This window comes from Haloarchaeobius lipolyticus, from assembly GCF_051208015.1.
Lineage (GTDB): Archaea > Halobacteriota > Halobacteria > Halobacteriales > Natrialbaceae > Haloarchaeobius.
The window spans coordinates 87,177-113,535 of record NZ_JBPKGF010000003.1 but is presented as its reverse complement, the minus strand read 5'-3'; the positions used below and the strand labels follow the sequence as shown (position 1 = coordinate 113,535).

Genomic DNA, 26,359 nt, shown 5'->3' with positions numbered 1-26,359 from the left:
GGAGCATGCGATTCGACCGCCTCACACGCGACAGCCGCGCCATCGAAGGACTGCCGATCAGACTCGTCATCGCCCTCGTCGTCGGGGTCGCCAGCCTCTCGGTGATGATGAACATCCTCTCCGGCATCGGCGGGCTCGCCGTCACCGAGGTCGACGCCCAGCCCGACCCGGACGTCATCCGCCCCGGCGACCAGTCGGTGACCATCACGGTCGTCGATACGAACGGCGAGCCGGTCACCGGTGCGACCGTCGTCGTCTCGGGCGAGACCGCACGGCTGGACGGGATCGAGACCGCGAAAACGGGCGAGGATGGAGGGGCGACGCTCCAGCTCGCGCCGACGCTCGGCCCCAACCAGGAGTCGGGGACGCTGAAGATACTCATAAAACCGCCAGCAGGAAGCGAGTTCGTCGACCAGCGCGGGAATACGGACATCCTCGTCGTCGAGGACTGAGCACCGGTCGAGTGAGCGGTGAGCTCCTCAGTCCCAGTCTATCCAGTCGTACTCCCAGCCGCGCTGGACGGCCTGCGCCGCTCGCTCGCGGTCCTCCCGCCAGGTCCGGTTCCGCTCGATAGCCCCGGCCTGTTCGCCCTCGACGAGCAGCGGCTTGAACAGCACCGGACCGAATCGCTCGACGGTCTCGTAGTCGGTACTCACGTCGCTCGGTTCGACCGCGACGAGTGACTGCTCACCGACGCCCCGCGGCATGACGAGTCGGCCCCCGGGCGCGAGCTGGTCGACGAGTGCACGTGGCGGCTCCACCGCCGCGGCCTCGACGAGGATGCGGTCGAACGGCGCGTACTCGGGGAACCCCCGCGCACCGTTCCGGCAGTCGACGAAGACGGCCCCGTAGCCCGCGGCGTCGAGGTTCGCCCTTGCGTCGTGGACGACGTGCCGGGTGATGTCCACCGCGTGGACGTGCTGTGGTCCTGCCAGTTCCGCCGCGACAGCCGCGGTGTAACCGACGCCGGCACCGACGACGAGAACCGAATCGCCCGCCTGCACCTGAAGCGCCTCGAACAGACGGGCGACGAGGCTCGGCGCGAGGACTGTCGTCCCCCCGTGCTCGTGTGCCTGGTCGACGTAGGCACTGCGGTCGTCCGCGACGAACTCGTGCCGTGGGACTTCCCGCAATGCGAGGCCGACCGTCTCGCTGGAGACGACGCCCTTCGCGTCGTGCTCGAGACTGTCGACCATGTCGTCGCGCAACACCGCTGGCTCCATGTCCCGGCCTCGGTGTCGCACGATAATGAACCCCGCGCCGAGGCGTCAGCGTGTTGACGAACCGCACGCCGGGGGTCGATTTCCGCTGCATCTAGCCGCAACGATGCCCGAGCACCGGCGCGTCCAGCCTCAGCGTCGCCCGAGCACCGCCTGCCGGCCGGTTCCCGGGACCGACCGGACCTGGAACGACCGCAGCCCCGCGGCGTCGAACCACTCCCGGTAGTCGTCGCGCCCGTATGCCTCGCCGGCACCGTTCGCGAGGGTTCGAACCGTGGTCGCGGTGGCCTGCGGCGACTCGTCTCGGAGGTGGTCCACCAGGACGAGCCAGCCGTCGTCCGCGAGGGTGTCGGCAGCGCGCGAGACCAGTGCCCGGTTCGTCTCCCGGCCGAACTCGTGGGTCCGCATCGGGACGAACACGCAGTCGACCGTCGGCAGGTCGGCAGCTGATTCGGCGGCGGGGTCTACGGCCACCGTCTCGATCGGCTCCCGCGCCAGCAAGGACTCCGATTCGGCGAGCCGGGCACCCGTATCGGCCAGCGTCACCTCGTAGCCACGGCGAGCGAACTCGACGGCGTAGGTTCCGGGTGCGCCGCCGAAGTCGAGGACCCGCGCAGGGCCGTCGCGTTCGGCGGACGGCGAACCAGGAACCGCGTGCTGGGCGACCGTGACGGACGCACGGACTGTCGCCTCGTCCGTCGCCTGGACGTGTCCCAGGCGGTTCCAGGTCTCGTCGTCGGTCTCTCGAACCGTCGCTCCCTGCATCACCTCGGGGAGTCGCTGGAGCCGTTCGAGCTCGTCGAGTTCGTAGGGGAACCGACCCACCGAACGGAGGTCGGCCACCGCGAGAAAGCCGAGCGCACGGTTGGTCGGCTCGTACGCGTCTCCGACCAGTTTGAAGAAGCCCATCGCCGCCAGCGAGTCGACTGTCAGGCGGGCGGCTCGCTCCGTGACGCCGGTCGCCTCGGCGACCTCGGCCGGTGTGTCCGCGTCGTCGAGCAGCGCGTCGAGGACGCCCGTCTCGCGGGCGGCCCACAGCAGGAACAACGTCTCCGTGTCCTCGGTCATACGCGAGTGAACGGGCGGCGGGGCTGTAAAAGGAGGTCTATCCCTGCATCTCGACGAATCGGACGCCGCCGCGGTCCTCGGTATCCAGTCCGCCGTCGGCCCGCCGCGTGCCGGCGACGAGCCGCTGGCTTCCGCCACGGGGACCGATAGGTGCCAGAATCTGGCCACCGGGTCGGACCTGCTCGACCACGGCTGGCGGGAACTCGGTAGCCGCGCAGGTCAGGTACGCGGCATCGTACGGGGCTTGTTCGTCCCAGCCCTCGCGGCCGTCCCCGAGACGGATGGAGATATCCTCGTATCCCAGTCGGTCGAGCCGGTCGCGGGCCTCCCGCGCGAGACGCTCGCCGTACTCGACGGAGAAGACGTTCTCCGCGCCGACGACCTCGGCGGTGACGGCCGCGTGATAGCCACAGCCGGTGCCGATCTCCAGCACCCGGTCGCCCGGCTCGAGCGCGAGCAGGTCGACCATGATGGCGACCATGTGCGGCGCGCTGATGGTCGCCCCGTCGCCGATGGGGAGCGGCTGGTCGCGATAGGCGTCGCTGCGGCTCTCGGACGGGACGAACTCGTGGCGCGGAGCCGCCCGCATCGCGTCGAGCGTCGACTCGCGCGGGTCTCCGAGTCGCCTCGCCAGGTCGTCGACCAGTCGGGTCCGGGCGCGCTCGTAGTCCATGGATGACTCTACTGGCGCTTGGTGCCGGAGGTAGAAGTGTGTGCGTGTGTGCCAGTGTCTCGGCGGACAGTTTCCGGGTCCCACCAGATGGACGGCAGTCGAGTCCTACCAGGCGGACCAGGCCGTCGTCTCCTCGTCCCAGGCGTAGACCCGCTTTACGTCCTTCGCCACGGCCGAGTCGCCGCCGTGGTCGAGGTGGTCGTGGTTGTAGCCCGTCGCGTCGTGACGGATGGCGATGCCCTTGATGGTGAACTCGTTCTCGCCGAAGACCTCCTTGCGGCCGACGGTGAACTCGTAGTCGCCGGGCACGTGGACCTTCTCCGAGCGCGAGTCCGACTTGCGGCCGTCGCGCGGGTGGATGGTCACGTTGACGCCGACGTTGCCGACCGCCCGGGTCCAGAACGTGTCGACGTCCTTCGCCTTCGCCTGTTCGACTCGCTGTTCCTTACCGACCTGGAGGTCGGTGATGCGGACCGTCATGATGGCCTCGTCGGTCTCGAGGATGAACTCCTCGCCGACGGAGACCGTCTCCTCTGCGGGCGCCTCGACCTGCGCGGTGAAGGACTCGCCGTCTTGGCTGACGATGACCTTCACGTCGACCGTCTCCTCCTCCTCGATTCGTTCCTTGTGGACGTGGCTGCACTCAGTGCAGCGAACCGTGTACATGTCGCCTCGCTCCTTCAGTACCTCGTGGACCGCGTCGTCGGTCCCACACGAGGGGCAGAAGAGCGCGAGACGCTCTGCGACATCGCTCATACACGGTGCTAGTTGGTGAGACGGTAAAAGGCGTCGGACCTGCTATTGGTCGTCTGTGTCTCATGTTACTTCTGTCGCGTCGTCGTCTCCAGCAGTACCCGAGACGGTGACGACGGGCATACGGCGAATCACGACGGAAACGAGACCGCGACCGTACCGCATCCACTGCTCACGGCTCACTCCGTGACCCGTTCGCCACGAGGCGGCTCCGCCGCCTCGCTTCCCTCCCCAGCCGACTGCGATGGTCGTTCCGCTTCGCTCCACTGCGCATCTCGTCCCTCGCGCGGCTTCGAACCCATCGCCTCGCCATCGAGGTTCCCACTCGCTCACGCTCGCTCCGAACCTCGCGACTGCTCGGCGACGAGTTCAGCGCGCGCCAGAACGGTCGGGCGAGAGAAGTCGCAGTCTGCGGTCTATTCGGCCTACTGCACGCCAGTCGGCAGCTCGACCTCCTCGCCGTCGGCGTAGACCGTCGGGTCGCGGATGATGCCGTCCTGGTGGATGGGAGCACTCACGTCGCCGCCGATGCCGGCGTCGTCGCCGAAGGCGATGTGGACCGTGCCCGCGGCCTTCTCGTCCAGCAGGACGCTCCCGACGAGCGCCGTGACGGCGACGTTCGTCCCGATGCCGAGTTCGGCGAGGTTGTAGGCATCCTGACCGACCTCCCCGGCGGCGACCTCGAGCATCTCGTTTATTTCGTCGGAGTCGGTCGCGGTGACGTAGCCGTCTTCGACCTCGATGGTGACCGTCTCGCCCTCGTCGAGGAGGCCGTGCGGGTCGATGGTCCCGTCGACGACGTAGGTCCCGTTCGTGGTCTCGGGGGAGACGAAGACCTCGCCTGCCGGCAGGTTCGAGAAGCCGCCGGCCTCGTGGACCATGCCGGTGTCGTCGCGCCACTCGCGGTCGCCGATCTCGAAGGTGATGTCCGTGCCGAGGTCGGTGGTGACGCGGATCTCGTCGGCGTCGGCGACCTGTGCCAGCATCGACTCGCACTCGGCCGCGATGTTCTCGTAGTCCGCGTCGAGACCGGTCGTGAAGACCTCCTCTGTGATGCCAGGCAGGGTGGCACCGCGGGCGCCAGCGTCACAGGCCGCGCCGCGGGCGCGGGTGTGGCTCAGGCTCTTCGTCGTCGGTGCGAGGAACACGTCGGCGGCTTCCATCGCGGCGGCAACCGGCGCCGGCGGCTCCTCGCCGTGCTGGTTCGCTGGCGGGAACCGGAGCAGGACCGCATCGTCAGTAACCTCGCTGGCCACCTCGTACAGCGCCTCGCCGATTGGCAGCCGCTTGTCGTCGGTGACGACGACGCACGATTCGTCTGCTTCGAGGGCGAGACATTGGTGGATGGCCGTCTCGGACGGCTCTCGGAGGTCGCTCATACGCGGAGAATCAGGAGCCGCCGGGTTAGGTGTTATCGTCTCCGCCTGGTATCACGGAGTCGCGTCGCGTCCGGGCTCACGGTCGAGGACGCTCGCGTCGTCTCGAACGTCGGCTGGCGGTCGTGGGCGAGCTACAGGAGCGTCGAAACGATCATCACGACGAGACCGACGACGCCGAGGACCGCGCCGTCGGTCTGGACGTACTGCATCGGGGCGTCCCGGTGAATCTCGTCGGTGGCGAACAGCTGGTCGGCCGGTTCGTGGCGCTCGTGTGTCGTCCGGATGGTCGCGACCCCGCCCACGAACAGGACGAGCCCAGCGAGAAAGATGCCTACCGTGAGCATGGTTGGTTACGGATACGAAGTAGTAGGTAAAATATATTGACCCGTTAATCGACGCGTAGACCGTCGCTAAACCGTTCACAGGTCGCGAGTGTCCAGTTTTCGGCCTCGAGAGTGACACAGTCGACACCGCGCATATCCGGCCACTAATCCACACCGTAACCGCCGAAATCCGGCGGGAGAAACTTACTCGCTGCCAAAGTAACCAGCAAGGTCGAAACGTTTACCCTACGAGATGGTGCAGGTCCATGTATGATACAGGTGGCCATCAACGGCTACGGTACCATCGGCAAACGCGTCGCGGACGCCGTCCGCGCACAACCAGACATGGAGGTCGTGGGCGTCGCCAAGACGCGCCCGAACTTCGAGGCCCAGACGGCGGTGGACAAGGGCTACCCACTGTACGCGGCCATCGAGGACCGGATGGACCAGTTCGACGACGCCGGCATCGAGCTCGCGGGCACCGTCGACGAGCTCGTCGAGGCCGCCGACATCGTCGTCGATGCCTGCCCCTCGGGCATCGGTGCGGACAACAAGTCGATGTACGAAGAGCACGACACACCCGCCCTGTTCCAGGGTGGCGAGGACGCCGACGTCGGCGAGGTCAGCTTCAACGCTCGCGCGAACTTCGAGGATGCGACGGAGGCGGACTACGTCCGTGTCGTCTCCTGTAACACGACCGGCCTCTCACGGGTCATCGCTCCCCTCGAGGAGGAGTACGGCGTCAAGAAGGTCCGTGCGACGCTGGTCCGTCGCGGCGGCGACCCCGGCCAGACCGGCCGCGGGCCAATCAACGACATCCTGCCGAACCCGGTCACCATCCCGAGCCACCACGGCCCCGACGTCAACACCGTCATGCCCGAGATCGACATCGACACGCTCGGCATGAAGGTACCCGCGACGCTGATGCACACCCACAGCCTCAACGTCGAACTCGAGACGACGCCCTCGACCGACGAGGTCTACGAGCTGCTCGACTCCCAGTCGCGGACGTTCGTCGTCCCCGAGGAGATGGCCATCGACGGCGCCGGCAAGCTGAAGGAGTACGCCATGGACGCCGGTCGCCCGCGCGCCGACATCTGGGAGAACGCAATCTGGGGCGAGTCCATCACGATGGAGGGCCCCGACCTCTACCTGTTCCAGGCCATCCACCAGGAGTCCGACGTCGTCCCCGAGAACGTCGATGCCATCCGCGCCGTCGTCGGCGAGACGGACAAGTACGACAGCATCGAGACGACGAACGAGTCGATGGGAATGGGACTGTAAAGGACAGAAAGTTTTTCACCTGACGGGGGCTAGCCCCTCCCATGCGCCGTGACGACCGTGACGAACCGTTCGACGACTTCTTCAGGGAGATCGAACGGATGATGAACGAGATGATGGGTGACCGGTCGGTAGACATGCACTACGACGGCGACGCGGGGTTCGGGGCTGATACACACGTAGACATCCACGAGACGGACGAGGAGATACGTGTCATCGCCGACATGCCCGGTGTCGAGAAGGAGAATATCAAACTCGAGTGCGACGGTGAAGCGCTCACCATCGGTGCCGAGAGCGAGCACCGACAGTACCACGAGCGTGTAGAACTCCCCACCCGAGTCGACGAACACTCCGCGACAGCGACCTACAACAACGGTGTCCTCGAGGTCGTCTTCGAACGAGCGGACACGTCTGCGGACATCGACCTGAACTGACGCCGCCGGTCGAGTAGAGACGGCATCACCACACTTCTTTCGCCCGCCGCCGAACCACGTCCGCGAGCCTGTCGTAGAACCCCGACTCGTACTTGTCGGCGTCGTCGATGGTCGGGCGCGCGTTCGTCTCGTTGACCAGGACGCGCTCGTCCGTCACGAGCAGGTCGACCCCGAGGAACGAGATGTCGAGCACGTCGGCCACGCGCTCTGCGAGCCGCCTGTACTCGGCGTCGAGGTCGACGGGTATCGCCTCGGCACCCCGGTGGACGTTGTGCTTCCACCGGCCGGCAGCCCGGTCGTCGTCGGACAGTCGGCGTTCGACCGACCCGACGTACTCTCCGTCGAGAACCATCACGCGGTAGTCACGCGCGTCGGGAACGTACTCCTGTATCAGGAACGACCGGTCACCGGTCGCGCGATAGTCGTGGACGAGGTCGAGGTAGTCCGTGACGCCGAGGAACGAGTCGAGGTCTGCGACCTTCGCGACGCCGACCCCCCGCGTCGTCGAGTTCGGCTTGAGGACGACCGGCCCGTCGAACTGCTCGAACGTAGCCGCCAGCTCGGACTCGTCGACCTGGTTCGAGACGAGTACCGAGTCAGGGACCGGAACGCCCGCCTGCCCGAGTGCAGCGAGCACACCCGCCTTGTTCCGCGACGTGAGCACGGCGTCCCTGTCGTTCAGCCACGGCACGTCGAGGAGCGCGTCGGCGACGCCGCCCTCCATCAGCCGACCGGGGTAGACGAAGCCGACGTCGAACTCGTCGGCCGAGAACGGCGCGGCCGCCGGCGTAAGGGGGACCACTCGCTCGTCGACCTGTACGTGATGAACGCGGACGCCACGCTCGGAGAGCGGGTCGCGCATGCGCTCGAACGTCTCCGCACGGTTCACGACGGCGAGGTCGACCATGCGATGGCGTTCGAGCGCGAAGCAAAAAACCGTCCGTTTACGCGGTCGGTCTGGCGCTTACGCGATGAGTTCTTCTTCGCCGCGCTCGACGACGATGCGGCACGGCGGCGACACCTTGTTGTACGCGCGACGCAGCGCGTCCTTGACGACCGGTGCCTGCTCGACCGTACACCAGCACGTGAACAGCCGGTCGCCCTTCTGACAGCGTGCGGCCGTGCCGACGATCTTCCCGAACGCCAGCCGCATCCCGTCGGAGACACGGTCCGCACCCGCACCCGTCGCCTGCTTGTTCTCGCGCAGGACCTGGTGGGGGAACTTCCGCAGGATCATGTAGTACGTGCCCTCGCCGAGCTCCTTGATGAGGTGGCGGTTCGCAGACAGCCGCGACGCCTCCATCGAGCCGTGGCGGATCTGACACTCCTCTTCGAGCACCAGCGAAATCTGAACCGGCCAGTCGTCGGGCTCCGAACTCGTGTCGCCCATCTTGTGCTGGGCGATCTTCGAACCGGGGATTCCTGTGATGTACTCTCGTCGTGTGTACGCGGGCTTGTCGATTTCCCGGTACATCGAGGCGGGTTTGTCGGACATGGTTATTACGGGAAACTGAGACCGACAGCGGGGTTAAAGCCTTCGAAGCGTCCGGGCCACTGCGTCCCAGCAGGTGCCAATCGAAAACGGGAGATAGAAGCAGGAGGACGGAGAGCCTACGTGTCAGCTCAGGCGGTCGAGTACGTGTTCCCGTTCTTACTGATGTAACCTTCCTTCGCGAGAGATTTCAGGACGCTCAGGAGTGCCAGCTTCTGCATTCCCAGCGAATCCTGTATCTCGTCGACAGTGGCCTCGTCAGCCACTGAGAGGAAGAAGTAGACGAGTTTGGCGCGCGGCGAAGTGATGGTTTCCGGGAGCGGCTCGAACGCGGACTTGGTGACGGACTGTTGGATGCTCATTGTGTATGTCAGGTCGCTTTTCTACAATATAAATCTATCCAGGGGTGAGTGGAATGCATTAATATGTCATTAATTGTCAATCGATACGCTGGAACATGCGTGTTGATGTTGTGCACACATCTACAGCTCGGTGTCTAGTGAGGACGAACCCTCCGACGCCGAGGGGAGAAATCACTGTTCGTGGGTGTACGGAACACGGACGGCGGCCGTGCAGCCACTCACGGCCGCCATTGTGAGCACGAGTCAGTGGTACACAGGAACCAACCGTGCGAACGCAAGGGAACGATTCGTGCGAGCACGTGCCACATGACCACTGCAATCTCAAAGACGGGTTTGTGTATAAAAATACTACGCACTGGCGCAATTTTCGTCCACCAATCCGAGTTTAATAAACATACTCTTCTAATTATCCACCCTATACAAACAGATTTGTAAAAATCGCTCGTTATCGGAGTGGAACTGTCTGTTCGTCAGGCCGGCTGCTCGGAGAGCTCCCGCTCTGGTGTACAGTCATCTGGAAGAATGTGCGGTTCGAACAGACGCCGATCGAAAGACCGAGACGGCTGTCGGACGATTACCGGGTGTAAAACGGTGTTGCTACAGAATTACAGGCGGGTGACGTTCGTCGCTCGCGGACCCTTCGGGGAGTCCTCGATGTCGAACTCGACCTCCTGTCCCTCTTCGAGGTCCGGGCCGCCGACGTCTTCCATGTGGAAGAACACGTCCTCGTCCGCATCCTCAGTGTCGATGAAACCGTAGCCGCCTGTGTCGTTGAAGAAGTCAACCTTCCCTTTTGCCATTGCTTTTGATTCAAGTGGCCGCCAACGGATAACCCTTCCGAAGGGGCTGCCACCCCCCAATCACGCGGAAAAGAAGGCTACAGCGGCGGCTCTGGGGAGTAGTTTCCGCTGAAAAGTCGCCCCGGATGGGGCCGACCGATGCGCTCCGATGCCGCAGGATTACCGCGAACCGGGGAACCGTCGCTCCGTGTGTTGACTCAGCCGATTACAGACGGGTGAGGTTCTTGGCACGGGGACCCTTGGGCGAGTCCTCGATCTCGAACTCGACCTCCTGGCCCTCCTCGAGGTCCGGGCCGCCGACGTCTTCCATGTGGAAGAACACGTCCTCGTCCGAATCCTCAGTCGTGATGAAACCGTAGCCGCCTGTGTCGTTGAAGAAGTCAACCTTACCTTTCGCCATTTCAAGTGAAAGGACGCACGGCAGCCCGTTAAGCTTTGCGAGACATGCACCATTCCGCTAGAATGGGTGAGGCGGAGGGTCAGAAGCCTCTGTTCGGCCGTCCGAACCCACCGAGCAGGGGATAACCGTTCTACGCGTGAGCGAACCGTCCCGCTTTCCGGACAGTCTGTGTACGAACGCGGCGACGAGCTATCTCGCAGCACCGGCCACCTCAGTCCCGGTGGAGATAGTGGAACGTCGCGCCGAGGACGAGACCGTAGATGAGGTGCCACGCGACCAGGGGGAGGGTGACGTGCGGAATCGATGTAGCCGGCGGCTGACCGACCGCTCCGAGCCAGATAGGCATGATGATCCCTGCACCGAATACCGCGAGGACCACCCCGTACACCATCCCCGCAGCGACCGACTTCCAGAGCCAGTCTCGCACACCGAAAAGACCGGGGTCAGCGAGTATCGCGGCGAATACGACGCCGAACAGCGCGCCGTGGAACAGGTGTGCCGCCCAACCGACCGCGAGACTCCCCTCGAAGCCGTACAGTCCGGCGATGGCTACACGGAGCGTTTCGAGCCGAACGAGCGAGATTGCGAGCCCCATCGCGAACGCAGCGAGCAGTCCGGAGACCGCACCTGCCTTCCACTCGAATCGAGACTCGAACAGGCTCTCGATGCCGACGCGTTGTTCCGGTTCGACGGGTGGACTGTCGGTGTGAGGAGTCATGGCTATCACGACGAAGGTATCGTGCTATACTTTGGCACTGTCCGCAGATAAGTAGTGGACGCACTGCGCTGATGTGTCCGTTCTTTCGAGACGCACGCCCGCGTACGGGGGGCTGTCCGTCTACGTTGTCCGTGAAAACGCCGTCGCCCGGAGTTGGTCGGGCGATGGCGGGCTCCGAGCGACGGAAGCCGCCGGACGGAGTACTGAAATCAGTCTGGTATCGAACCGTCAGTGACGACGGCGCGAGCTCAGAATCTTACGAGCGAACGACGTTCGTCGCGCGGGGACCCTTGGGAGCGTCCTCAATCTCGAACTCGACCTCCTGACCTTCCTCGAGGTCCGGGCCGCCGACGTCCTCCATGTGGAAGAAAACGTCCTCGTCCGCGTCCTCAGTATCGATGAAACCGTAACCGCCAGTGTCGTTGAAGAAATCAACCGTACCTTTCGCCATTGCGATTAGACGAACCCGGCCGACACTGATAACCCTTGTGTTGTTCGGGACGTCTCGTCAGCGCTTCCCGTAGATAGAAGACTCGGCCCCACCGAACGGGCCCTGAACACCCCAGCAGTGAGAACCAACGATCGGACACGGGTAGTTCTGCCGCTAAGACACACCGATTCTGATGGTGTATAGTAATAGAGCAATCGCATCATCAGGAAGCGGCCAAAAATCTCAAAACAGCGACTATCAAAGCTAATATTACCCTTTGGGTAACGTTCGACTGACCGGAGAACTACACGAAAACATGACAGGAGCGAGTACAGAAGGAGACAGTTCATTCCCGAAGTCGATGCGGCACAGGCAGATTCTGGACGTCGCCAAGGAACACCCCGACGCATCGATAGAGGAGATAGCGTCGCAAGTTCCGAGTGCGACGCCCGACCTGGTCGAGAACGTCTTCGACACGTATGGAGATCCCGCGGCCGATGCGACCGACGACGTGACCGAGGGCGACGCGGACGGCAACGCCCCGACAGGGCCGACTCCCACACCGGCCTCGACGGACCAGCCGACGGTCCACGGTGAAGGGTCGAGTGACGCCTCATCGTCCACCGGCAGCGGTTCTGGAACAGGTGACACAGACGAAAAAGCGGCCGACACCGACGACGCGGTTGCCGAAGGAGAGCCAGAGCGGTACCCCTCACCGGACGAACTCACGGACCGACAACGGGAGGTGCTGACGGTGGTCCTCGCCGAACCGGAGGCGACACAGCAGGAGATCGGTGACCAGCTGGACGTGACAGCCGCGACCGTAAGCAACCGCGTGAACAGCATCGACGGCTTCGACTGGAGCGAGCGTGCGTCGTTCGTCGACGCGGTCTTCGAGGCACACCCCGAGATTGCCGAAACCATGACTAGCGAATCCACGGCCGAGGCAGCATCGACCGACGAGAGCGAGACGGAACCTGCAACAACATCGTCGTCGAGTGACGACGAGGCGTCCACCGAGGCGGAGACCGACGTCGAGACGACGCTCGCGCGCCTGGACGCGCGCATCGCGGCCCTCGAAGACTCTCGAGCGCAGCCGGCGGCGGCCGGTTCAGCGGTGTTCGAGGACTCCGCGCTCGTCCACAAGGTCGTCCACGCCTGCATGGAGGCGGAGACGATATCGACTGAGGAGGAGCTCCAGATCATCAAGGGATTGCTGGAGTGAATCCCTCCGGTGCTCGAATGAGTCCGATGTCTGGACACTCTCGAAGTGAGACCTCATCGGCCTGCTACTGACTCCACTCGCGCGACGACGACGATTCACGGTTCTTCCGTCGGGAATAGAAGACACTCGAGCAGAAGTGTTCGGAAGAAGATGCCGCCTCCCGGATTTGAACCGGGGACATGAATCTTCAGTCGAGTGCTTCCCAGTCTTGCGCTAAGGCGGCGCATTTGGGGTCACCCGGCCTTGTCGCCCTCGGGTTCCGTGGATAGAAATGAACGCACGCAACCCAGAACTCCAGCCAATCAGCCCATCAGAAGCGAAAGAGATGTACCTTGACGCCCGTCGGAACGAAGTCTCCGACAGTACCCTTTCGGGCTACCACTACCGACTGAAACACTTCATCCGGTGGTGTGACGACGTCGCGGACGTCGAGAACATGAACGACCTCTCTGGACGAGACCTGCAACGGTTCCGGACGTGGAGACGCGACGACGGGGACCTGAAGCCAATCACTCTCGAAGGGAATCTCGATGCACTCAGGGTCTTCTTACGGTGGTGTGAGTCCATCGATGCCGTTCGAGACGGCTTACACGAGAAAATCATCATGCCCATCCTCAGTAAAGAGGAAGAACGGAGTCGGGCCATCCTTCGTGCTGAACGGGCCGAGGAGATACTGAAGTACCTTCGCCAGTTCGAGTACGCCTCACGGGGACACGTCGTTATGGAAATCCTCTGGGAAACGGGGATGCGTCTCGGGGCACTGCACTCCCTCGACGTTGGAGACTTCTACCCGGGCGACCAGTATCTCGGAGTCGCACACCGGCCCCAAACTCACACTCCACTGAAGAACGGAAACGAGGGCGAACGGTTAGTAGCCCTCTCTCCCCGGTTGTGCGAGGTCCTGAACGGGTGGATACAACGACGCCGACCAGACGTGAAAGACAAGTTCGGACGAGACCCACTCATTGCCTCGTCACAAGGTCGGGCTGCCAAGTCCTGCATCCGGGATACGGTCTATAAGGTGACTCGTCCGTGCTACTACGGCGACGAGTGCCCAGACGACCATGAAATCTGCCCAACCGGGTATGGGTCCTACAGCAAGTGTCCTCTCTCCGTCTCACCGCACGCTATCCGACGAGGAAGTATCACTCATCACCTCTCAAAGGACGTCCCGGAGAAAGTCGTCAGTGACCGGATGAACGTCTCCAGTGACGTTCTCGACAAGCACTACGACAGCCGGTCGGAACGACAGAAGGTCGAACAACGCCGGGGATTCCTCGACAATATCTAAAGACGGTCTCAACTTCACCAGTCGTCAGAGGTGGGGTGATATAAAATATAAAAAGGCCTACCCTATCCCTCCACTCGTAACCGGGTATTCACGCGGAGAGTCTGCCCTATCTGCGTGATGTATCCCGGCAGGGAATGGAACAGGTCTTATGTTCATTGGGTGACGTCTATTCCTAAGATGGCTGATGACCGACGGTTGACTACCGACCGATTTTATGGGGGGACAAGTCAGCGGCTTCACTTACTTGAAAAACTTCTTCGGTTCGTCTCTAACGCTTCTGGCGCAACCACCCGTTCAGAAGCAAAAGGCTGGGTTTTGGAAAACACTCGTGCTGAAAGCCCAGATGCGATTAACCACCATTTTGGGTTTTTGAATGCGATAGAACTCATCGACATCGACGATGACGAGATTTCTCTTGGAGAGAGAGGGCACCAATATCTGGAGACACCCGACTCGTCTGTTCTGTATGACGCGCTACAGTCGAACGTGATTGGATTCAATTCTATTCTCTCCCAGCTGCTGGAACGACCGATGACTGATGAAGACATCATGCACCACCTTCGAGACGAGTTTGAAGATGTCGAAATGGAATCCCCGGGTGTGGCAAGCCGTCATCGAGAGTGGTTGCAGGTCCTTGGGTACGTAGAACGGTCTGATGGGGTTAATCGTCTGACTGAAGATGGGCGCGGCGTGATTTCTGGAGACGGTTCGGTAGGCAATACCGACCGAGAGAAGGTGAGAGAACTGCGTAGTCATCTGTTACGGACGGATATGTCCTGTGTCTCCCCGGGTCGACAGTCCGTCACTGACGTCGTCTACGAGGCCGTAAAGGAGACGTATCCCAGTCTATGTGATGATGCCTATCTCTGTAGCGAAGCCCATGACACCGGACGTAAATCCCCTGAGTGGAAGCACGTCGTACAGGAAGCGCTTCAACAGTTAGCAGACAAGGATTCCAGCCGGATTCGTCGTGATGAGGAACGCGGCATATGGATGTTTCTTCCACGGTTTCAGCAAGGGAATATCTACCGGCGCAAAGAAATCCATGACGAGTTCGGTGGACAGCGACAGCGCGGTATTTCACCGTGCCGTGATGTCCCGGTCATCTTTCTCTTCACATCGTTCTCGGAGACCGACGAAGGTTACAGAGACACGATAGAAGAAGATGGAACAGTAGTCTATACCGGTGAAGGAACAGCAGGGGACATGACGTTCGACCACGGGAACAAAGCCATCAGAGACCACCGTGAGGACGAGAGAGAACTACATCTATTCAGAACTCTCGACGACGGTCAAGTGGAATACGTTGGTCAGTATCTCTGCACTGATTGGTTCCGAGAAGAACTCAGTGACTCCACGGGAACAATGCGAGATGCGATTCGGTTCGAACTATCCCCGCTGAGTCGTCTCGGTAAAACCGATGAAGTCGACATAGCCCCCGAATCACACACCCAGCAACGTGATACAACAACATCCGACGAACCTGACGAGGCAATCAAATTACCCCGTGGTAGCCGGACCACAGAACGTCGAGAGTTTACCAGTGAAGACGTCATCCGGAACGAGGCCTTGGTTCGTCAAGTCAAACGGATGCACGACCACAACTGCCAAATCTGCGGTGAGAAACGTCTTCAAGGCCCTGAAGACGGCTACTCAGAAGTTCACCATCTAATGCCTCTCGGGGAGGATGGACCGGACATACCCGAGAATGTGGTCGTTGTTTGTCCGAACCATCACGTCGACTTCGAGAACGGGATGATATCGATTGACCCACGCACCAAGGAAATCACCCACTTCTACGATTCTGAAATCAGTGGACGCGAATTGCTGGTTGAAGATGGGCATCAAGTGGGACCAGAGTACCTAGCATACAATAACCATGTAGTTGCCCATCCACTCCTCGAAGAACACCTCTGATAGCCCTATCACCGTGTTAGACTCCTATCCTACTAATTGATTTCATACCATTCGAATCCACACCGCAGATACCGAGTGTAAATCACCAAATTCCGAGGGTAGAGGGCTACTATCAGTCAAAGCCGGATGAGAGGCATTTCAATGTCGAAACTTCAGATGACTACAGTGCCCCCACTCGTCGGGCTTGAAGAAGAATCAGTTTGGCGTGGTCTTCTGCGTACTCTTCGCCCTTTCTTTCGGCTACCTTGTCGATTATCTGCTGTTCTTCGGGAGTCCTCTTTTGCTTGTCATCAGTCATTCGGTGTGTTTTCTCTTCCCATGGGGATGAGTCCACCGTAGCTGGTAATCTTCCCACACTATCCCCGTGCACACCTATACGACGTTTCTGACTGGTTCTTTGGAGTCTCAGTCTCTTTCAGACACCTCGGACGCGTTCCCATCAGCGTCGTATGCCAGAACCGAGATACCAATGTGTTCCGGAGGAACTGGGACGTCGTCGAGGTCGTTAGTCTCGTACTGCTTGACCTCTTCGTCAGGGTGTCCAGGGGACTTCCACCGGTCACGGTGAACAATCGAGTACTGTTTTTGTTGGGGGAGAAGGTCGTCATCCATCGAAATTATCTCCGGTCAACATTTGACTGGATAACCCTTAGTTCTCGGTCCCGTTCTGATAGCCCTATCAGAAGGCCTGGGAGGGGGTTTTGCCACACTCGTCATATACGAACTCTGATTAGGTGGTCGGTCCAGAGAGTCGAACCAATTCTGGGTGGTGCCGGAACCGATTATAAACGTATAGGGGACAACATTATTACTGCTGAGAATAATACTTCAAATGCGCTTTAGCCCGGCGACGTCCCCTCTTAGGGGCTTTTTGTCAAGATTCACTCCAAAGTGTTTAAGTCCATTTGGTCTAACTTGCAATTAGCAAGCAGCTGTGGGGCGTCGCCGGGCTAAGGCCGTTCCACAGTCCCCCTCGGCCATTCTGAGGCCGTGATAGAACTGAAACAAATGTACCCGTTAGAAGGGTGCAAAAACTGTATCCGTGGAAGGGTACGTAGGTGGGTCAGGCGAGAAGCTAATCTGTCGCCTATGGAAACCCTCGAAAGAGGCAATCAGTGATTATCTACACTACTGGGGATAATTTTAACGAGAATACCTGTATCATGTACGGCGCGTTATGGAGATATTGAGGTCGCGGTGGACTACCACGAAATAGAGGACAACAAACCCGTCTCAATATCGGTGATATGCGTAGGCGGTTATGGTACTAAGTACAGGGCAACGATATCCCTGTGGACCCCGTTCACTGCTTCTTGGATGGACTGTCTGAGTTGGGTTTCGGACGGAAAAAGAGTGACAAAACGGGTTTGACCATGGTGAATCTACGGCTTGACATGGGTCTGCATGCGACTCGTCGGCGTCTATGGGAGTAGTCGTAAGGGAACTGCAAAATCTGGTTAGACCCGGAGATATTAATTAAATACCCTGAAGGGGGGAGACTATGTCCAGTGTCTCTTCAGTCCGCACTATTCCCTCGACACAGGACCTAATTCTTCGCCAAGGTACTTCTCAGACCTCGTTGAAGTTTAGCAGAGTGTGTCCAGAACTCTCTAGCATTGTCATCGTCTCTTCTTCCGGTTTAGCCATAGTAACTATTGTTTGATAGTCGTCGAGATAGTCCGGCAAGAACGAAAGGATAGAGAGAACGTCACTCTCGTTCCCGGGGTCCATGTCGTTTGAAAGAGGCGAATCAATTGCGAACAACCTGAAGGGAAGGGATTCATCTCGTGAATTGGACAGGTGCTTTAACACTGCCGTGTGGAAAATAAGAGACTGTAGAGTTGCCTCAGCGGATTCCTTTTCTGCTTGTGATGATTTGTATCTTCGAGTCGGAGTGTGGACTGTGAAATGGTAGTTTTCGGGACCCTCAAATGATACTGAAGTGACCTCAGAGAAGAACCCCTCAGTAAGACAATTTTGTATTAAATATTCCATCTGGTCCTGTAATTGCATCTGAAGTTTTCTTCGTTGATTCTTCCTTTCAGAGTCGATAATCCCTGACAGACGTTCTAAGTACGACTTCCTGTCCTTGCGTCTATTTTTCATTTCCATAAGGTGTTCTTGGGCTTTCACCTCCCACTCAAGTTCGGTAATCTCAACACAAATGGTGTCAAGCCGCATATCCAGATTAACCGCTTCCTCTCGCAAAGTTCGGATTTCAGACTCTAATTCTTCGCGGCGTTCAATCTCTTTGTCTAAATCGCTTTCTTCAAGACGTTGTTCTACTTCTTCGATGTCTTTCTCAGTTGCCGAAATTCGAGAGTCAAGCTGCGAAATACGTGAGTCCAGGTCTGCTTCGTCATCAAGTAGTTCTTCGAGTTCTTGTTGCTGTTGTTCACGCCTCTCAGAGAGAGATTTAGGTGTCTGGTACTCCTTCTCCTTTTCAATTCTGTCCGCGGGCATATCCTTGCTGCAAAGAGGACAGCTGTGTTCATTCTTCAACCGGCGTCTTTGGTCTGCATCGACGTCATTCATACAGACCGGGCAGCGGTCAGGGACAGACAGCAAATCGTGTAATTCATCCGCAACTTCTTTGAGGTCGCCAGTGAGTTCATTGTCCTCGTATCGTTCTATTACTCGACGGACCTCTGCTAAGTCAGATATCAGTTCTGTACGTTGGCTTTTTAGGTCGGCCAACTTTGATTTCAGTGAACTCTTCCTAGAACGAAGTCGATTGAGACGTTCTTCTGAACCATCACCGGATTGTAAAGACTCCAGGTTTTCTCTCTTATCTGCAATTCTCGTGGCAATCGCTGCACGCCGACTCTTCAGTTCATTGCGTTCTTCACGCTTTTCGTCGAGTCTGTTTTGATATTCTTCAGATTTCCATTTGGCATCATCCATATGACCCCCGATACCACCCAACTTATCCATTCGATTGTCAACCGCATTGGAGACATTTGTGAGATAGATTCCAAACAAAATGTCAATGACTTCCGTTGAATTGCCTTTCCAGTTTATGAAATTCAAGAAGTCACGTGACATTAGGAAGAACAAAGACATGAAATCGTACACGTCGTAGTCCCGATTATATAGCGGAGAAATCCCGACTTTATTGAAAACCGTCTCGGGTTGGTCATGGCGGTCTTCAGGGACGCTAGAGTTGTCGATATCTTCTATCACAACCGGTTTGTCTTCCCCGTGAAGTGCCCCTCCTCGACCTTCTCGATACAGTTCCCTCTGAATCCGGGTTCGGGTGGTTCCAATCCACCAATCACCTTCCGTGAATAATCGCTTCTTTCCGGTCTGGATGATTCCAGTCATCCCATGTTTTTGCTTATCATCTGGAAGGCCCATGAGATTGTACTGAATTGCCCTAATGAGTGTGGTCTTTCCTAGGGCATTCTTGCCATATACAATGTAATCGTCCCCCCCGAAATGAACCTCAGCCTCGGAAAGATTATTGAACCCTCTAACCAAGAAATTGTCAAGAGTTACGGAACCAGAACCATATTCAACGTCATAATAATTATTGGAGACGAACTGTTTGAATTCCTCTTTGATGTCTTCTGGGAACTTCTCCTCTTTCTCAATCCGGTCATGGATGTCAGCAATAGGTTCTAACTTAGGCATTTGCCCGTTTCACCCCGTTGAACAAGTCCATTACCGGTCCCTCACTGTCGAGGCTAAAGATACGGGTTCGTCCTGTGAGTAACACACTACCGTTCCTGTTTTCATCAAATGAATTCAAACTTTTGACGTGCCTTTCGAGTTCACTGATTGGTTCTCCAGCCCACTCCTGTAGTACCTTCTTCTGACAAAGTGCCCACTCACGCAATAATATGCTTTCAGCCGTGTCGATTCTTCTAAAATTGTCGCGATAGCGGGTTACAATGAATTCGCCGGACAAACCCAATGACAAACGGAACGGTTGCTGTTCGTTTGGGTCTATAGACTCGTCAACGTGTTCATCCAGCAACTCTGATGCGATGAGTCTGTTCCGGTCTTGGGACAGTCTACTGGAATGGACCGTTGAATCACGTTTTCTGAATGTATACCGATAACCTGTGCGTTCCAACATTCCCAAGGTTGTTTTTTGTGGTTTGATAGAATGGTCCTCTCTATCAGAGAGAACATCATTTGTGAGGTAAGATAGATATTGTATACGGTCTCGGGATACACTTTCCTCGCCGGTTTGAGATTGGTAGTCAGCTATCAGCTTGAGAAGCATAACAAGGTCTACAATCTCGTCAAGCCTGTGCCTGACTTTCCAAGACTCGCGGAACGAACTCTCTATATCGAACTCCGAATTCCGCATTCTGGACACACATTCCTTGGGAACGTCCGTTTCTGAAATGATAGCCAGAACCCTGTCGTCACTTAGAACCTCATTGTTGAGGAACTCAAAGTATTCACTGTCCAGGTCGTAAGCTTCCTCATACTCGTCCAACATTTCGTCGTGTACTTCAGAAGCAACTTTGAGATACGCATCCAAGACATCTCCAGATAAGTCAAGGTCTTCCCCTACCCGCTGTATTGCCCGCCAAGCGTGTATCATATGATTGTCTCTTGTTGAAGTCTGGCTGCGATTTTCCAGTCCACACAGTGCTTAGACCGGCGGGGGTGGCAATCTCTGGTGAAATAGCTACGTAGAGATGTCTTAAGACTCTGTTCACTCTTCGTCACGAATATCTTGTGAGAGAGGTCGTCAATGTCTTCCAAATCAACCACCAGGTCAACCTCTTGGTTTGGCCAAACGATGATTTCGGCTTGTGGGGGGACCTTGTTCTGAATAAAACTGCGTAGTCTCAGCGAATCAAGAGAAAAGCAGTTGGCTTCGACCAGCCATACACTATTCTCCAAAGACACGACTTTGTCCTCAGCAGTCGCTTCGTTCAGGAGGTTATATCCGTGGCCATGCGGGGTATACGCGAAGTACTCCCCATATCCAGAAGCGTCCCCCAGGACTTCTTGAAGTAAATCCTCCAGTTCATAACCGAAGCATCGCCCCGTTTCACTAACTAGAAGTACACTCTCCCGGTGAAAAGAATAGTCAGAACGGGATTCGACTTTGTCTAGCGTCGGTGCAGGAGACATATGATGTGTTAGCCTATGATGACATTTCCAGTTTACTTAATTCCTTGCGAATTTCTGTATAGGTCGTGTAGTGGGAGTTCCAGTGTTTGCTGCGGTTCTCGTGACTCCCGGAAGTCCATCCAACCATTCTTCGTTGGTCTGAAGCAGTTAGTTGCTGGAACTCATCTAACCACTGTCTGAGAGATGTGTGAAGTCCTATTGTGTCCCTCATCGGTTCTTTTCTCAGTTCTTCCTCAATCTCTCTACCCAAAGCAAGCGTAGTAGCCCCAAGTTCACTGGCTTCACCCAAGTCGGCTTCTCGAAGGTTCTCTGTCACTCGGAGGAATTCAGAGACTGTTTCCTCTTTTTGCCTCTCTCTTTCAAGCGACCAAATAGTGAGGACATTAACTCCTGATAGGGCTATCAGATATAGTGAACTGATGACTATGCCTGCGAAGATGTCGTTGGTTTTTGGAACAATTTCCCCGGCGTATGGGTACACAAGTAAGAGATATCCGAGATAAGTTATCAATACGGAAAGCAAGTAGTACACCACTGCAGATGTTAGTATATATCCTCGTTCGTGGAGTTTCGGCGAGTAGGTGGATTGGCCGACCTTTGTGAGGGCGACAAATGACATTCCGAAGCTGAAAATCGAAGCAAGTACTGCGATGGTAGCGAGAAATCCCCCATCTAACCCGACAAATAGCTGAGGAGGTGTCTGAAGGGTGGATGCAAAGAAAAGAGGTATAGTCGCAACTGCAACCTCAGCGGCGAAAGAGACATTCCGACCGAAAGTCAGTCGCTTAATCATATGCTTGTTTGGTTTGCCATTCCTGAGATACCGTTACTCTTCTGAATCAAAGTGCCATACATTGCGTGGCGTAACTAAGACCAGCGAAACATATGCCGAATCAAAATTATAATAATCATTGAAGACGTATTATAATACGGAATACCAGAGGGTGACGCGGCGCGTCCGGTACCCGGTTCAAATCTCCATGCGAAAGTAGCGGGTTATCTGCCGAAACGTGGCGCTATACGGTCAATGTGGTCCGTACGGAAGAAAGATGCCGCCTCCCGGATTTGAACCGGGGACAGCTCGATCTTCAGTCGAGTGCTCTCCCAGTCTGAGCTAAGGCGGCTTACACTCCACACTCCGCCGATGAGACAAAAAAGGATTTCGATGTGACGCGGCTCCGGTGGCACGTACCACACCGCCGTCTGCGACTCAGAGCGAGCCTCGAAGCTCGCACTCACGGACCGTCTGTCCCGCGAGGCCGGTCTCCGTCTCTGAGACGACCTCGTAGCCGTGTTTCCTGTAGAACGAGAGCCCGACCTGATTCTCGGAGAGCACGGTGATAGACAGCTCCGAGAAGCCCCGCTCGCGCATCTCGTCCTCGACGCGTTCGAGTAACCGACTTCCGACCCGCTCACCCCACCAGTCCGGGTGAACGTAGATGGTCGCCAGTTCGGCCAGCTCGCCGTGGTCGGCCCGGTTCGCGGCCACGCCCGACGCGAAGCCGACCACGTCGTCGGCGTCGGCGACGAACACGTGTACGTCCGTCATCGTTACCCGCTCCGTGACCGGGTCGGTCGCGTACCACTCGTCGACCTGCCGGTCGACGGCTGCCGGGTCCAGAATATGGTCGTGAGCGGCGTGCCAGCTCTCCCGGGCCACTCGCTGTATACCGGGGACGTCGTCGAGGGCGGCAGAGCGGATGGTGACCTCGGTCATGCCCGAACCCTTGGAGGGGAGTACGAAAAGAGTGACGCCGCTCACCCACCCTCATGAATCGCTTGCGAGTGAAAGCTATCACAGCAACTGCTGGACGCTCGAAGCTCGAGTCGTAATGCTCCGAACACTCCGATCAATCGCTCGACAGGCTATCGACCTGGTCATCGCGGTCGTGACGTTCCCGCTGCGAGTGCTCCGGTCGCTGTTGTAGGCGAAAGGTGGGTGTTCGTCGTGTTCTCGAACTGGATAGAGTGGGGCTTCGTCGTCCGTTCTGGCTTCGGCGAAGAACTGATCGGCCCTGCCGGATTCGAACCTCGGTCGCTGTCGCTCCCTGCTTCGGATCCGTATGAGTCGACGATTCGCTCGTCGCGTTTGCGACTCGCAGAATCGATGGGCCCTGCCGGATTCGAACCAGCGATCACCCGGTTATGAGCCGGGGGCTTTGAACCAGACTAAGCTAAGGGCCCAGCATCTGCTGGTTTCACCCGATTCCTTATAGATATGACGAACCGGCACGTCGGCGGTGTCCGAGAATCGACGTGTGGGAGCCACGAAGCGATGGCTCTTCACAGGTAGGAAATTCCAGAAGCGCCGTCCCGAGAACGCGAAGCGTTCTCGTGGGCGCGGAAGACGCTTTGCGTCTTCCGCACGTCGCCGGACTACGTCCGGCGGGACGGAAAATCGCGAAGCGATTTTACGCCGTTGCCGGATTACATCCGGCAGGGCGCTGAACTCGTTCAGCGCCGTCACCAGGGCTCGAACCTGGGACCACCACGTTAACAGCGTGGTGCTCTACCAACTGAGCTATGACGGCTTACTGCAGTTACAGATAGCCCGGGCGATTATAAAGAGACTTTCGCTTTACGGCGGCGGTGTTTCACGGTATCCTCTCGCGCACCGACCATCGATACCCTTTCACCGGGGCGCCGCTAGCCGACGAGCATGAGCGACGACGCGTTCGAGGAGACGGTTTCTGCGGTTCGCGAGCGGGTCGACCCCTCGTCCGAGGAGCGCCGCCGACTCGGCGAGGTGGCCGACGAGCTGGTCGCCCGGGTGGAATCGGCGGTCGCGACGTACAGCGAGGGAGCGGACGTGATGCAGGTCGGGTCGACCGCCCGGGGGACGTGGATATCCGGCGACCGGGACATCGACGTTTTCGTGCGGTTCCCGTCGGATATCGACCGTGAGACGCTAGAGGAGTACGGACTGGCGGTCGGGCGCGAGGTCCTCCCCAACGGCCACGAAGAGTACGCCGAGCATCCGTACATCAAAGGCGAGTACGACGGCTTCGACGTCGACCTCGTCCCCTGTTTCCGGGTGCCCGAGGCGACGGACATCCAGTCCGCCGTCGACCGGACGCCGTTCCACAACGAGTACCTGCTCGAACACCTCGACGACGAGCTGGCCGCGGACGTCCGCGTGGCGAAGCAGTTCCTGAAGGGCATCGGCATCTACGGCAGTGACCTCCGGACCGAAGGGTTCTCCGGCTACCTCACCGAGCTTCTGATACTGGCGTACGGCGGCTTCCGGGAGTTCGTGAAGGCCGCCGCGGACTGGCAGCCGCCGGTCCACCACGACCCCGAGGGACACGCCGCCAGAGAGTTCGACGACCCGCTCGTCGTCATCGACCCGACCGACCCGGAGCGCAACGTCGCGGCGGTTCTCGCTGCCCGGAACGTCGCACGGCTCCAACATCACGCGCGAGTGCTGCTGTCGGACCCGGCACCCGACCAGTTCTTCCCGGCTCCCCTCGACCCGCTGGACGCCGCCACGGTCAGGGAGCACGTCGAGCGACGGGGGACGACACCTGTCGCGGTCCGGTTTACGCCCCCGGACGTGGTCGACGACCAGCTCTGGCCCCAGCTTCGGCGCTCGCTCAGAGGTGTCGCGAGCGAACTCGACCGGCGCGGCTTCGACCCGCTCCGCTGGCGGGCGTTCGCCGACGAGACGGCCGTGCTGTTCGTCGAGTGCGCGGTCGCCGAGCGACCGGCTATCGAGCGCCACGAGGGGCCGCCGGTCTACGTTCGGCAGCACGCGGCCGGTTTCTACGAGAAGTACGCGGGTTCGGACGACTACGGTCCGTTCGTCGACGGCGACCGGTACGTGGTCGAACGTGAGCGCGAAATCCGGACGCCTGCGGACCTGCTGGACTCCGTGCGCCTGTTCGACGTCGCACTCGGCGTCCAGGTCGAACAGCGGCTCCGCGATGGATACGAGGTACTCGTCGGCGAGGAGGTCGCGAAACTGGCAGGAGAGTTCGGAACCGAGCTGGCGGACTACTTCTCGCCGAGGCCGTGAGTCGAACTGACCTCGGCGATTCTCTCGCGGACGCTGTCCGAGGTCTCTTCGTCCGGGTCGATGGGCTGGCGGCCGTCGAAGGTCTCATGGACCATCGTGACGCCCTCCGCGAGTACGTCGAGGCCGTACCCGCCCTCTAGAACGAACGCGATAGGCATCCCGACGCGGTCGCAGAGGTCTCGCAGCCGGTCGGTGAACAGCGCGTATCCCTCCGAGGAGACCCGCATCCGAGAGATTGGGTCGTGGCGGTGGGCGTCGAAGCCGGCGCTGACGAGCAACAGGTCGGCGTCGAACCGCTCGATGGCCGGCTCGATGCACTCTTCGAACACCGAGAGGTAATCTGCCGTCCCGGCGCCGGCGGGGAGCGGGACGTTCATCGTCGCCCCTTCGCCGTCGCCCTCGCCTGTCTCCGAGACCGTACCAGTACCGGGGTAGAGGCCCTCCTCGTGAATCGACGAGAAGAACACGTCGCCGCGGTCGTAGAAGATGTCCTGGGTACCGTTACCGTGGTGGACGTCCCAGTCGACGATGGCGACCCGTTCGGTGTCACGTTCGTCGAGAGCGTACTGGGCCGCGACGGCGACGTTGTTGACGAAGCAGAAGCCCATCGCGTCGTCGTAGACAGCGTGGTGCCCCGGTGGGCGGCCGAGTGCGAACGGGGTGTCCCGACCCTGTTCACCGTCCAGTGCTTCGGTGGCTGCCCACTGAGCGAGACCGGCGCTCTGGAGGATGGCGTCCCAGGAGTCCTCGACGGCCGTGGTGTCGGGGTCCCAGTCGCCGCCGCCGTCCGCACAGAACTCGCGTAGCGATTCGACGTACTCGGCGTCGTGGACTGCTTCGACGGACGAGACGGCCACCGGTTCGGTGTCGACGTACTCGACCCCGTGTTTCCGCTTGAGCCCCTCGCGGATGGCGCGGAGCCGGTCCGGCGTCTCTGGATGCCTGGGGCCAGTGTCGTGGTCGAGACAGCGTGGGCTGTAACCGAATCTCATCTCATTCGAACAGGGAGAAGTACGTCTCGATGTCCTCACCCTTGATGGTTCGTCGGTCTGCGTGGCGCGCGAGCTTCGCCGCGGCGGCCGCGACGTTGTCGGCGTAGTCCTCGAGGATGTCGGCGAGTGCGACCCGGGCGTCCATCGAGACGCGGTAGGAGTCGTCGATGTTCAGGCGCGCGATTCGGTCGACCGGGGCGACGGGCAACTCCAGTTCGTCCTTGTCGATGGTCGCCTCGACACCGAAGTCCGACGCCATCAACGTCTTCCGGCCGTCCGCCGTGGCAGCCTCGGCAGCGTCCTCCGCGAGGACCGCACCGTGAGACTGGATCCGACGGGCGAGCTCCTCCGCAGCGTCCTGACTGACACGGAGGTCGCCAGCGTTCCGTCGAATGATGGAGTCCACCGGGGCGAACGGTAGCTCAACGCTCATACCCGAAACCCAGTCAGCCTGGCCCTTTGTAGTTTTCCGTAGACGCCGTCATCACC

At 59.3% G+C, this 26,359-nt stretch carries 29 protein-coding genes and 4 tRNA genes; 7 read left to right on the top strand and 26 right to left on the bottom strand.

All coding sequences use genetic code 11. The annotated features are described in order from the left end of the window. Positions 1–5: 5 nt before the first annotated feature. On the top strand, positions 6–452 hold the full coding sequence (locus ACSC1Y_RS10420; protein ID WP_435334778.1) for a DUF7382 domain-containing protein: 447 nt from the start codon (positions 6–8) through the stop codon (positions 450–452). A 27-nt stretch (positions 453–479) separates the two neighbouring features. Here ACSC1Y_RS10420 and ACSC1Y_RS10415 read toward each other — a convergent pair whose 3' ends face one another. The 6 genes from ACSC1Y_RS10415 to ACSC1Y_RS10390 form a co-directional block, all read right to left on the bottom strand. After that, positions 480–1,223: a protein-L-isoaspartate O-methyltransferase family protein gene (locus tag ACSC1Y_RS10415; RefSeq protein WP_435334777.1), complete on the bottom strand. Its 744-nt coding sequence runs from the start codon at positions 1,221–1,223 to the stop codon at positions 480–482. Between the two features lie 129 nt (positions 1,224–1,352). After that, positions 1,353–2,288, bottom strand: coding sequence for a class I SAM-dependent methyltransferase (locus ACSC1Y_RS10410; protein ID WP_435334776.1), 936 nt, complete (start codon positions 2,286–2,288; stop codon positions 1,353–1,355). Between the two features lie 37 nt (positions 2,289–2,325). Then, positions 2,326–2,961, bottom strand: a complete 636-nt coding sequence (locus ACSC1Y_RS10405) for a protein-L-isoaspartate(D-aspartate) O-methyltransferase (protein WP_435334775.1) — start codon at positions 2,959–2,961, stop codon at positions 2,326–2,328. Between the two features lie 105 nt (positions 2,962–3,066). Beyond that, the gene (locus tag ACSC1Y_RS10400; protein WP_435334774.1) at positions 3,067–3,717 is read right to left on the bottom strand and encodes an HVO_0476 family zinc finger protein; all 651 of its coding nucleotides are present in this window, start codon (positions 3,715–3,717) and stop codon (positions 3,067–3,069) included. Positions 3,718–4,139: 422 nt separating this feature from the next. Next, entirely contained in the window at positions 4,140–5,093 is a 954-nt protein-coding gene (locus ACSC1Y_RS10395; protein WP_435334773.1) for an aminopeptidase, read from the bottom strand. 131 nt (positions 5,094–5,224) lie between these two features. Next, complete coding sequence (locus ACSC1Y_RS10390) at positions 5,225–5,437, bottom strand: hypothetical protein (protein ID WP_435334772.1); 213 nt, start codon at positions 5,435–5,437, stop codon at positions 5,225–5,227. 249 nt (positions 5,438–5,686) lie between these two features. On the opposite strand from ACSC1Y_RS10390, the gene ACSC1Y_RS10385 reads away from it, so the two are divergent. Together ACSC1Y_RS10385 and ACSC1Y_RS10380 are read left to right on the top strand one after the other, a co-directional pair. Beyond that, positions 5,687–6,700: a type II glyceraldehyde-3-phosphate dehydrogenase gene (locus tag ACSC1Y_RS10385; RefSeq protein WP_435334771.1), complete on the top strand. Its 1,014-nt coding sequence runs from the start codon at positions 5,687–5,689 to the stop codon at positions 6,698–6,700. Positions 6,701–6,741: 41 nt separating this feature from the next. Further along, positions 6,742–7,131, top strand: coding sequence for an Hsp20/alpha crystallin family protein (locus ACSC1Y_RS10380; RefSeq protein WP_435334770.1), 390 nt, complete (start codon positions 6,742–6,744; stop codon positions 7,129–7,131). A gap of 25 nt (positions 7,132–7,156) precedes the next feature. Here ACSC1Y_RS10380 and ACSC1Y_RS10375 read toward each other — a convergent pair whose 3' ends face one another. The 7 genes from ACSC1Y_RS10375 to ACSC1Y_RS10345 form a co-directional block, all read right to left on the bottom strand. After that, a complete protein-coding gene (locus tag ACSC1Y_RS10375) occupies positions 7,157–8,038 on the bottom strand; it encodes an ATP-grasp domain-containing protein (protein WP_435334769.1) in 882 nt (293 codons plus the stop codon). A 57-nt stretch (positions 8,039–8,095) separates the two neighbouring features. Then, positions 8,096–8,626 carry a 50S ribosomal protein L16 gene (locus ACSC1Y_RS10370; RefSeq protein WP_435334768.1) on the bottom strand — a complete coding sequence of 177 codons (531 nt, stop codon included), beginning with the start codon at positions 8,624–8,626 and terminating at the stop codon, positions 8,096–8,098. A gap of 128 nt (positions 8,627–8,754) precedes the next feature. Continuing rightward, complete coding sequence (locus ACSC1Y_RS10365) at positions 8,755–8,985, bottom strand: TrmB family transcriptional regulator (RefSeq protein ID WP_435334767.1); 231 nt, start codon at positions 8,983–8,985, stop codon at positions 8,755–8,757. Between the two features lie 605 nt (positions 8,986–9,590). Next, positions 9,591–9,785 (bottom strand): cold-shock protein, encoded by a 195-nt coding sequence (locus tag ACSC1Y_RS10360; protein WP_435334766.1) that lies wholly within the window; start codon positions 9,783–9,785, stop codon positions 9,591–9,593. A 205-nt stretch (positions 9,786–9,990) separates the two neighbouring features. Continuing rightward, entirely contained in the window at positions 9,991–10,185 is a 195-nt protein-coding gene (locus tag ACSC1Y_RS10355; protein ID WP_435334765.1) for a cold-shock protein, read from the bottom strand. Between the two features lie 211 nt (positions 10,186–10,396). After that, complete coding sequence (locus ACSC1Y_RS10350) at positions 10,397–10,903, bottom strand: histidine kinase (RefSeq protein ID WP_435334764.1); 507 nt, start codon at positions 10,901–10,903, stop codon at positions 10,397–10,399. Positions 10,904–11,159: 256 nt separating this feature from the next. Then, a complete protein-coding gene (locus ACSC1Y_RS10345; protein WP_435334763.1) occupies positions 11,160–11,354 on the bottom strand; it encodes a cold-shock protein in 195 nt (64 codons plus the stop codon). 295 nt (positions 11,355–11,649) lie between these two features. Between ACSC1Y_RS10345 and ACSC1Y_RS10340 the strand changes: the two genes are divergently transcribed. Continuing rightward, positions 11,650–12,558 (top strand): sigma factor-like helix-turn-helix DNA-binding protein, encoded by a 909-nt coding sequence (locus ACSC1Y_RS10340; protein ID WP_435334762.1) that lies wholly within the window; start codon positions 11,650–11,652, stop codon positions 12,556–12,558. Positions 12,559–12,709: 151 nt separating this feature from the next. Here ACSC1Y_RS10340 and ACSC1Y_RS10335 read toward each other — a convergent pair. Next, a tRNA-Phe gene (locus ACSC1Y_RS10335) sits at positions 12,710–12,781 on the bottom strand. Positions 12,782–12,829: 48 nt separating this feature from the next. Between ACSC1Y_RS10335 and ACSC1Y_RS10330 the strand changes: the two genes are divergently transcribed. Both ACSC1Y_RS10330 and ACSC1Y_RS10325 read left to right on the top strand, forming a co-directional pair. After that, entirely contained in the window at positions 12,830–13,849 is a 1,020-nt protein-coding gene (locus ACSC1Y_RS10330) for a tyrosine-type recombinase/integrase (protein ID WP_435334761.1), read from the top strand. 177 nt (positions 13,850–14,026) lie between these two features. Then, complete coding sequence (locus ACSC1Y_RS10325) at positions 14,027–15,766, top strand: SRA domain-containing endonuclease (RefSeq protein ID WP_435334760.1); 1,740 nt, start codon at positions 14,027–14,029, stop codon at positions 15,764–15,766. Positions 15,767–15,926: 160 nt separating this feature from the next. Here ACSC1Y_RS10325 and ACSC1Y_RS10320 read toward each other — a convergent pair whose 3' ends face one another. The 10 genes from ACSC1Y_RS10320 to ACSC1Y_RS10275 form a co-directional block, all read right to left on the bottom strand. Further along, a complete protein-coding gene (locus tag ACSC1Y_RS10320; RefSeq protein ID WP_435334759.1) occupies positions 15,927–16,064 on the bottom strand; it encodes a hypothetical protein in 138 nt (45 codons plus the stop codon). A 107-nt stretch (positions 16,065–16,171) separates the two neighbouring features. After that, positions 16,172–16,378 (bottom strand): hypothetical protein, encoded by a 207-nt coding sequence (locus ACSC1Y_RS10315; RefSeq protein ID WP_435334758.1) that lies wholly within the window; start codon positions 16,376–16,378, stop codon positions 16,172–16,174. A gap of 957 nt (positions 16,379–17,335) precedes the next feature. Beyond that, a complete protein-coding gene (locus ACSC1Y_RS10310) occupies positions 17,336–19,399 on the bottom strand; it encodes an AAA family ATPase (RefSeq protein WP_435334757.1) in 2,064 nt (687 codons plus the stop codon). Then, positions 19,392–20,324, bottom strand: a complete 933-nt coding sequence (locus ACSC1Y_RS10305) for a hypothetical protein (protein ID WP_435334756.1) — start codon at positions 20,322–20,324, stop codon at positions 19,392–19,394. Before ACSC1Y_RS10305 ends, ACSC1Y_RS10310 begins: the two co-directional genes overlap by 8 nt. After that, the gene (locus ACSC1Y_RS10300) at positions 20,321–20,863 is read right to left on the bottom strand and encodes a hypothetical protein (RefSeq protein ID WP_435334755.1); all 543 of its coding nucleotides are present in this window, start codon (positions 20,861–20,863) and stop codon (positions 20,321–20,323) included. The genes ACSC1Y_RS10305 and ACSC1Y_RS10300 overlap by 4 nt, the downstream gene beginning before the upstream one ends. Positions 20,864–20,876: 13 nt before the next feature. Then, entirely contained in the window at positions 20,877–21,656 is a 780-nt protein-coding gene (locus ACSC1Y_RS10295) for a hypothetical protein (RefSeq protein WP_435334754.1), read from the bottom strand. A gap of 257 nt (positions 21,657–21,913) precedes the next feature. Further along, a tRNA-Phe gene (locus ACSC1Y_RS10290) sits at positions 21,914–21,987 on the bottom strand. 86 nt (positions 21,988–22,073) lie between these two features. Further along, complete coding sequence (locus ACSC1Y_RS10285) at positions 22,074–22,580, bottom strand: GNAT family N-acetyltransferase (RefSeq protein WP_435334753.1); 507 nt, start codon at positions 22,578–22,580, stop codon at positions 22,074–22,076. 391 nt (positions 22,581–22,971) lie between these two features. Further along, a tRNA-Ile gene (locus ACSC1Y_RS10280) sits at positions 22,972–23,047 on the bottom strand. A gap of 274 nt (positions 23,048–23,321) precedes the next feature. After that, a tRNA-Asn gene (locus ACSC1Y_RS10275) sits at positions 23,322–23,394 on the bottom strand. A gap of 128 nt (positions 23,395–23,522) precedes the next feature. Between ACSC1Y_RS10275 and cca the strand changes: the two genes are divergently transcribed. Beyond that, positions 23,523–24,878 (top strand): CCA tRNA nucleotidyltransferase, encoded by a 1,356-nt coding sequence (cca, locus tag ACSC1Y_RS10270; protein WP_435334752.1) that lies wholly within the window; start codon positions 23,523–23,525, stop codon positions 24,876–24,878. Here the strand turns inward: cca and ACSC1Y_RS10265 are convergent. Both ACSC1Y_RS10265 and ACSC1Y_RS10260 read right to left on the bottom strand, forming a co-directional pair. Further along, positions 24,857–25,870 (bottom strand): histone deacetylase family protein, encoded by a 1,014-nt coding sequence (locus ACSC1Y_RS10265; RefSeq protein WP_435334751.1) that lies wholly within the window; start codon positions 25,868–25,870, stop codon positions 24,857–24,859. The genes cca and ACSC1Y_RS10265 overlap by 22 nt on opposite strands. Position 25,871: 1 nt before the next feature. After that, on the bottom strand, positions 25,872–26,303 hold the full coding sequence (locus ACSC1Y_RS10260; protein ID WP_435334750.1) for a histone family protein: 432 nt from the start codon (positions 26,301–26,303) through the stop codon (positions 25,872–25,874). Positions 26,304–26,359 lie beyond the last annotated feature (56 nt).

Excerpts from the sequence above, each read along its gene's own strand:
- ACSC1Y_RS10420 (WP_435334778.1), top strand. The coding sequence starts at position 6 with ATGCGATTCGACCGCCTCACACGCGACAGCCGCGCCATCGAAGGACTG.
- ACSC1Y_RS10415 (WP_435334777.1), bottom strand. The coding sequence starts at position 1,223 with ATGGAGCCAGCGGTGTTGCGCGACGACATGGTCGACAGTCTCGAGCAC.
- ACSC1Y_RS10410 (WP_435334776.1), bottom strand. The coding sequence starts at position 2,288 with ATGACCGAGGACACGGAGACGTTGTTCCTGCTGTGGGCCGCCCGCGAG.
- ACSC1Y_RS10405 (WP_435334775.1), bottom strand. The coding sequence starts at position 2,961 with ATGGACTACGAGCGCGCCCGGACCCGACTGGTCGACGACCTGGCGAGG.
- ACSC1Y_RS10400 (WP_435334774.1), bottom strand. The coding sequence starts at position 3,717 with ATGAGCGATGTCGCAGAGCGTCTCGCGCTCTTCTGCCCCTCGTGTGGG.
- ACSC1Y_RS10395 (WP_435334773.1), bottom strand. The coding sequence starts at position 5,093 with ATGAGCGACCTCCGAGAGCCGTCCGAGACGGCCATCCACCAATGTCTC.
- ACSC1Y_RS10390 (WP_435334772.1), bottom strand. The coding sequence starts at position 5,437 with ATGCTCACGGTAGGCATCTTTCTCGCTGGGCTCGTCCTGTTCGTGGGC.
- ACSC1Y_RS10385 (WP_435334771.1), top strand. The coding sequence starts at position 5,687 with ATGATACAGGTGGCCATCAACGGCTACGGTACCATCGGCAAACGCGTC.
- ACSC1Y_RS10380 (WP_435334770.1), top strand. The coding sequence starts at position 6,742 with ATGCGCCGTGACGACCGTGACGAACCGTTCGACGACTTCTTCAGGGAG.
- ACSC1Y_RS10375 (WP_435334769.1), bottom strand. The coding sequence starts at position 8,038 with ATGGTCGACCTCGCCGTCGTGAACCGTGCGGAGACGTTCGAGCGCATG.
- ACSC1Y_RS10370 (WP_435334768.1), bottom strand. The coding sequence starts at position 8,626 with ATGTCCGACAAACCCGCCTCGATGTACCGGGAAATCGACAAGCCCGCG.
- ACSC1Y_RS10365 (WP_435334767.1), bottom strand. The coding sequence starts at position 8,985 with ATGAGCATCCAACAGTCCGTCACCAAGTCCGCGTTCGAGCCGCTCCCG.
- ACSC1Y_RS10360 (WP_435334766.1), bottom strand. The coding sequence starts at position 9,785 with ATGGCAAAAGGGAAGGTTGACTTCTTCAACGACACAGGCGGCTACGGT.
- ACSC1Y_RS10355 (WP_435334765.1), bottom strand. The coding sequence starts at position 10,185 with ATGGCGAAAGGTAAGGTTGACTTCTTCAACGACACAGGCGGCTACGGT.
- ACSC1Y_RS10350 (WP_435334764.1), bottom strand. The coding sequence starts at position 10,903 with ATGACTCCTCACACCGACAGTCCACCCGTCGAACCGGAACAACGCGTC.
- ACSC1Y_RS10345 (WP_435334763.1), bottom strand. The coding sequence starts at position 11,354 with ATGGCGAAAGGTACGGTTGATTTCTTCAACGACACTGGCGGTTACGGT.
- ACSC1Y_RS10340 (WP_435334762.1), top strand. The coding sequence starts at position 11,650 with ATGACAGGAGCGAGTACAGAAGGAGACAGTTCATTCCCGAAGTCGATG.
- ACSC1Y_RS10330 (WP_435334761.1), top strand. The coding sequence starts at position 12,830 with ATGAACGCACGCAACCCAGAACTCCAGCCAATCAGCCCATCAGAAGCG.
- ACSC1Y_RS10325 (WP_435334760.1), top strand. The coding sequence starts at position 14,027 with ATGGCTGATGACCGACGGTTGACTACCGACCGATTTTATGGGGGGACA.
- ACSC1Y_RS10320 (WP_435334759.1), bottom strand. The coding sequence starts at position 16,064 with ATGACTGATGACAAGCAAAAGAGGACTCCCGAAGAACAGCAGATAATC.
- ACSC1Y_RS10315 (WP_435334758.1), bottom strand. The coding sequence starts at position 16,378 with ATGGATGACGACCTTCTCCCCCAACAAAAACAGTACTCGATTGTTCAC.
- ACSC1Y_RS10310 (WP_435334757.1), bottom strand. The coding sequence starts at position 19,399 with ATGCCTAAGTTAGAACCTATTGCTGACATCCATGACCGGATTGAGAAA.
- ACSC1Y_RS10305 (WP_435334756.1), bottom strand. The coding sequence starts at position 20,324 with ATGATACACGCTTGGCGGGCAATACAGCGGGTAGGGGAAGACCTTGAC.
- ACSC1Y_RS10300 (WP_435334755.1), bottom strand. The coding sequence starts at position 20,863 with ATGTCTCCTGCACCGACGCTAGACAAAGTCGAATCCCGTTCTGACTAT.
- ACSC1Y_RS10295 (WP_435334754.1), bottom strand. The coding sequence starts at position 21,656 with ATGATTAAGCGACTGACTTTCGGTCGGAATGTCTCTTTCGCCGCTGAG.
- ACSC1Y_RS10285 (WP_435334753.1), bottom strand. The coding sequence starts at position 22,580 with ATGACCGAGGTCACCATCCGCTCTGCCGCCCTCGACGACGTCCCCGGT.
- cca (WP_435334752.1), top strand. The coding sequence starts at position 23,523 with ATGAGCGACGACGCGTTCGAGGAGACGGTTTCTGCGGTTCGCGAGCGG.
- ACSC1Y_RS10265 (WP_435334751.1), bottom strand. The coding sequence starts at position 25,870 with ATGAGATTCGGTTACAGCCCACGCTGTCTCGACCACGACACTGGCCCC.
- ACSC1Y_RS10260 (WP_435334750.1), bottom strand. The coding sequence starts at position 26,303 with ATGAGCGTTGAGCTACCGTTCGCCCCGGTGGACTCCATCATTCGACGG.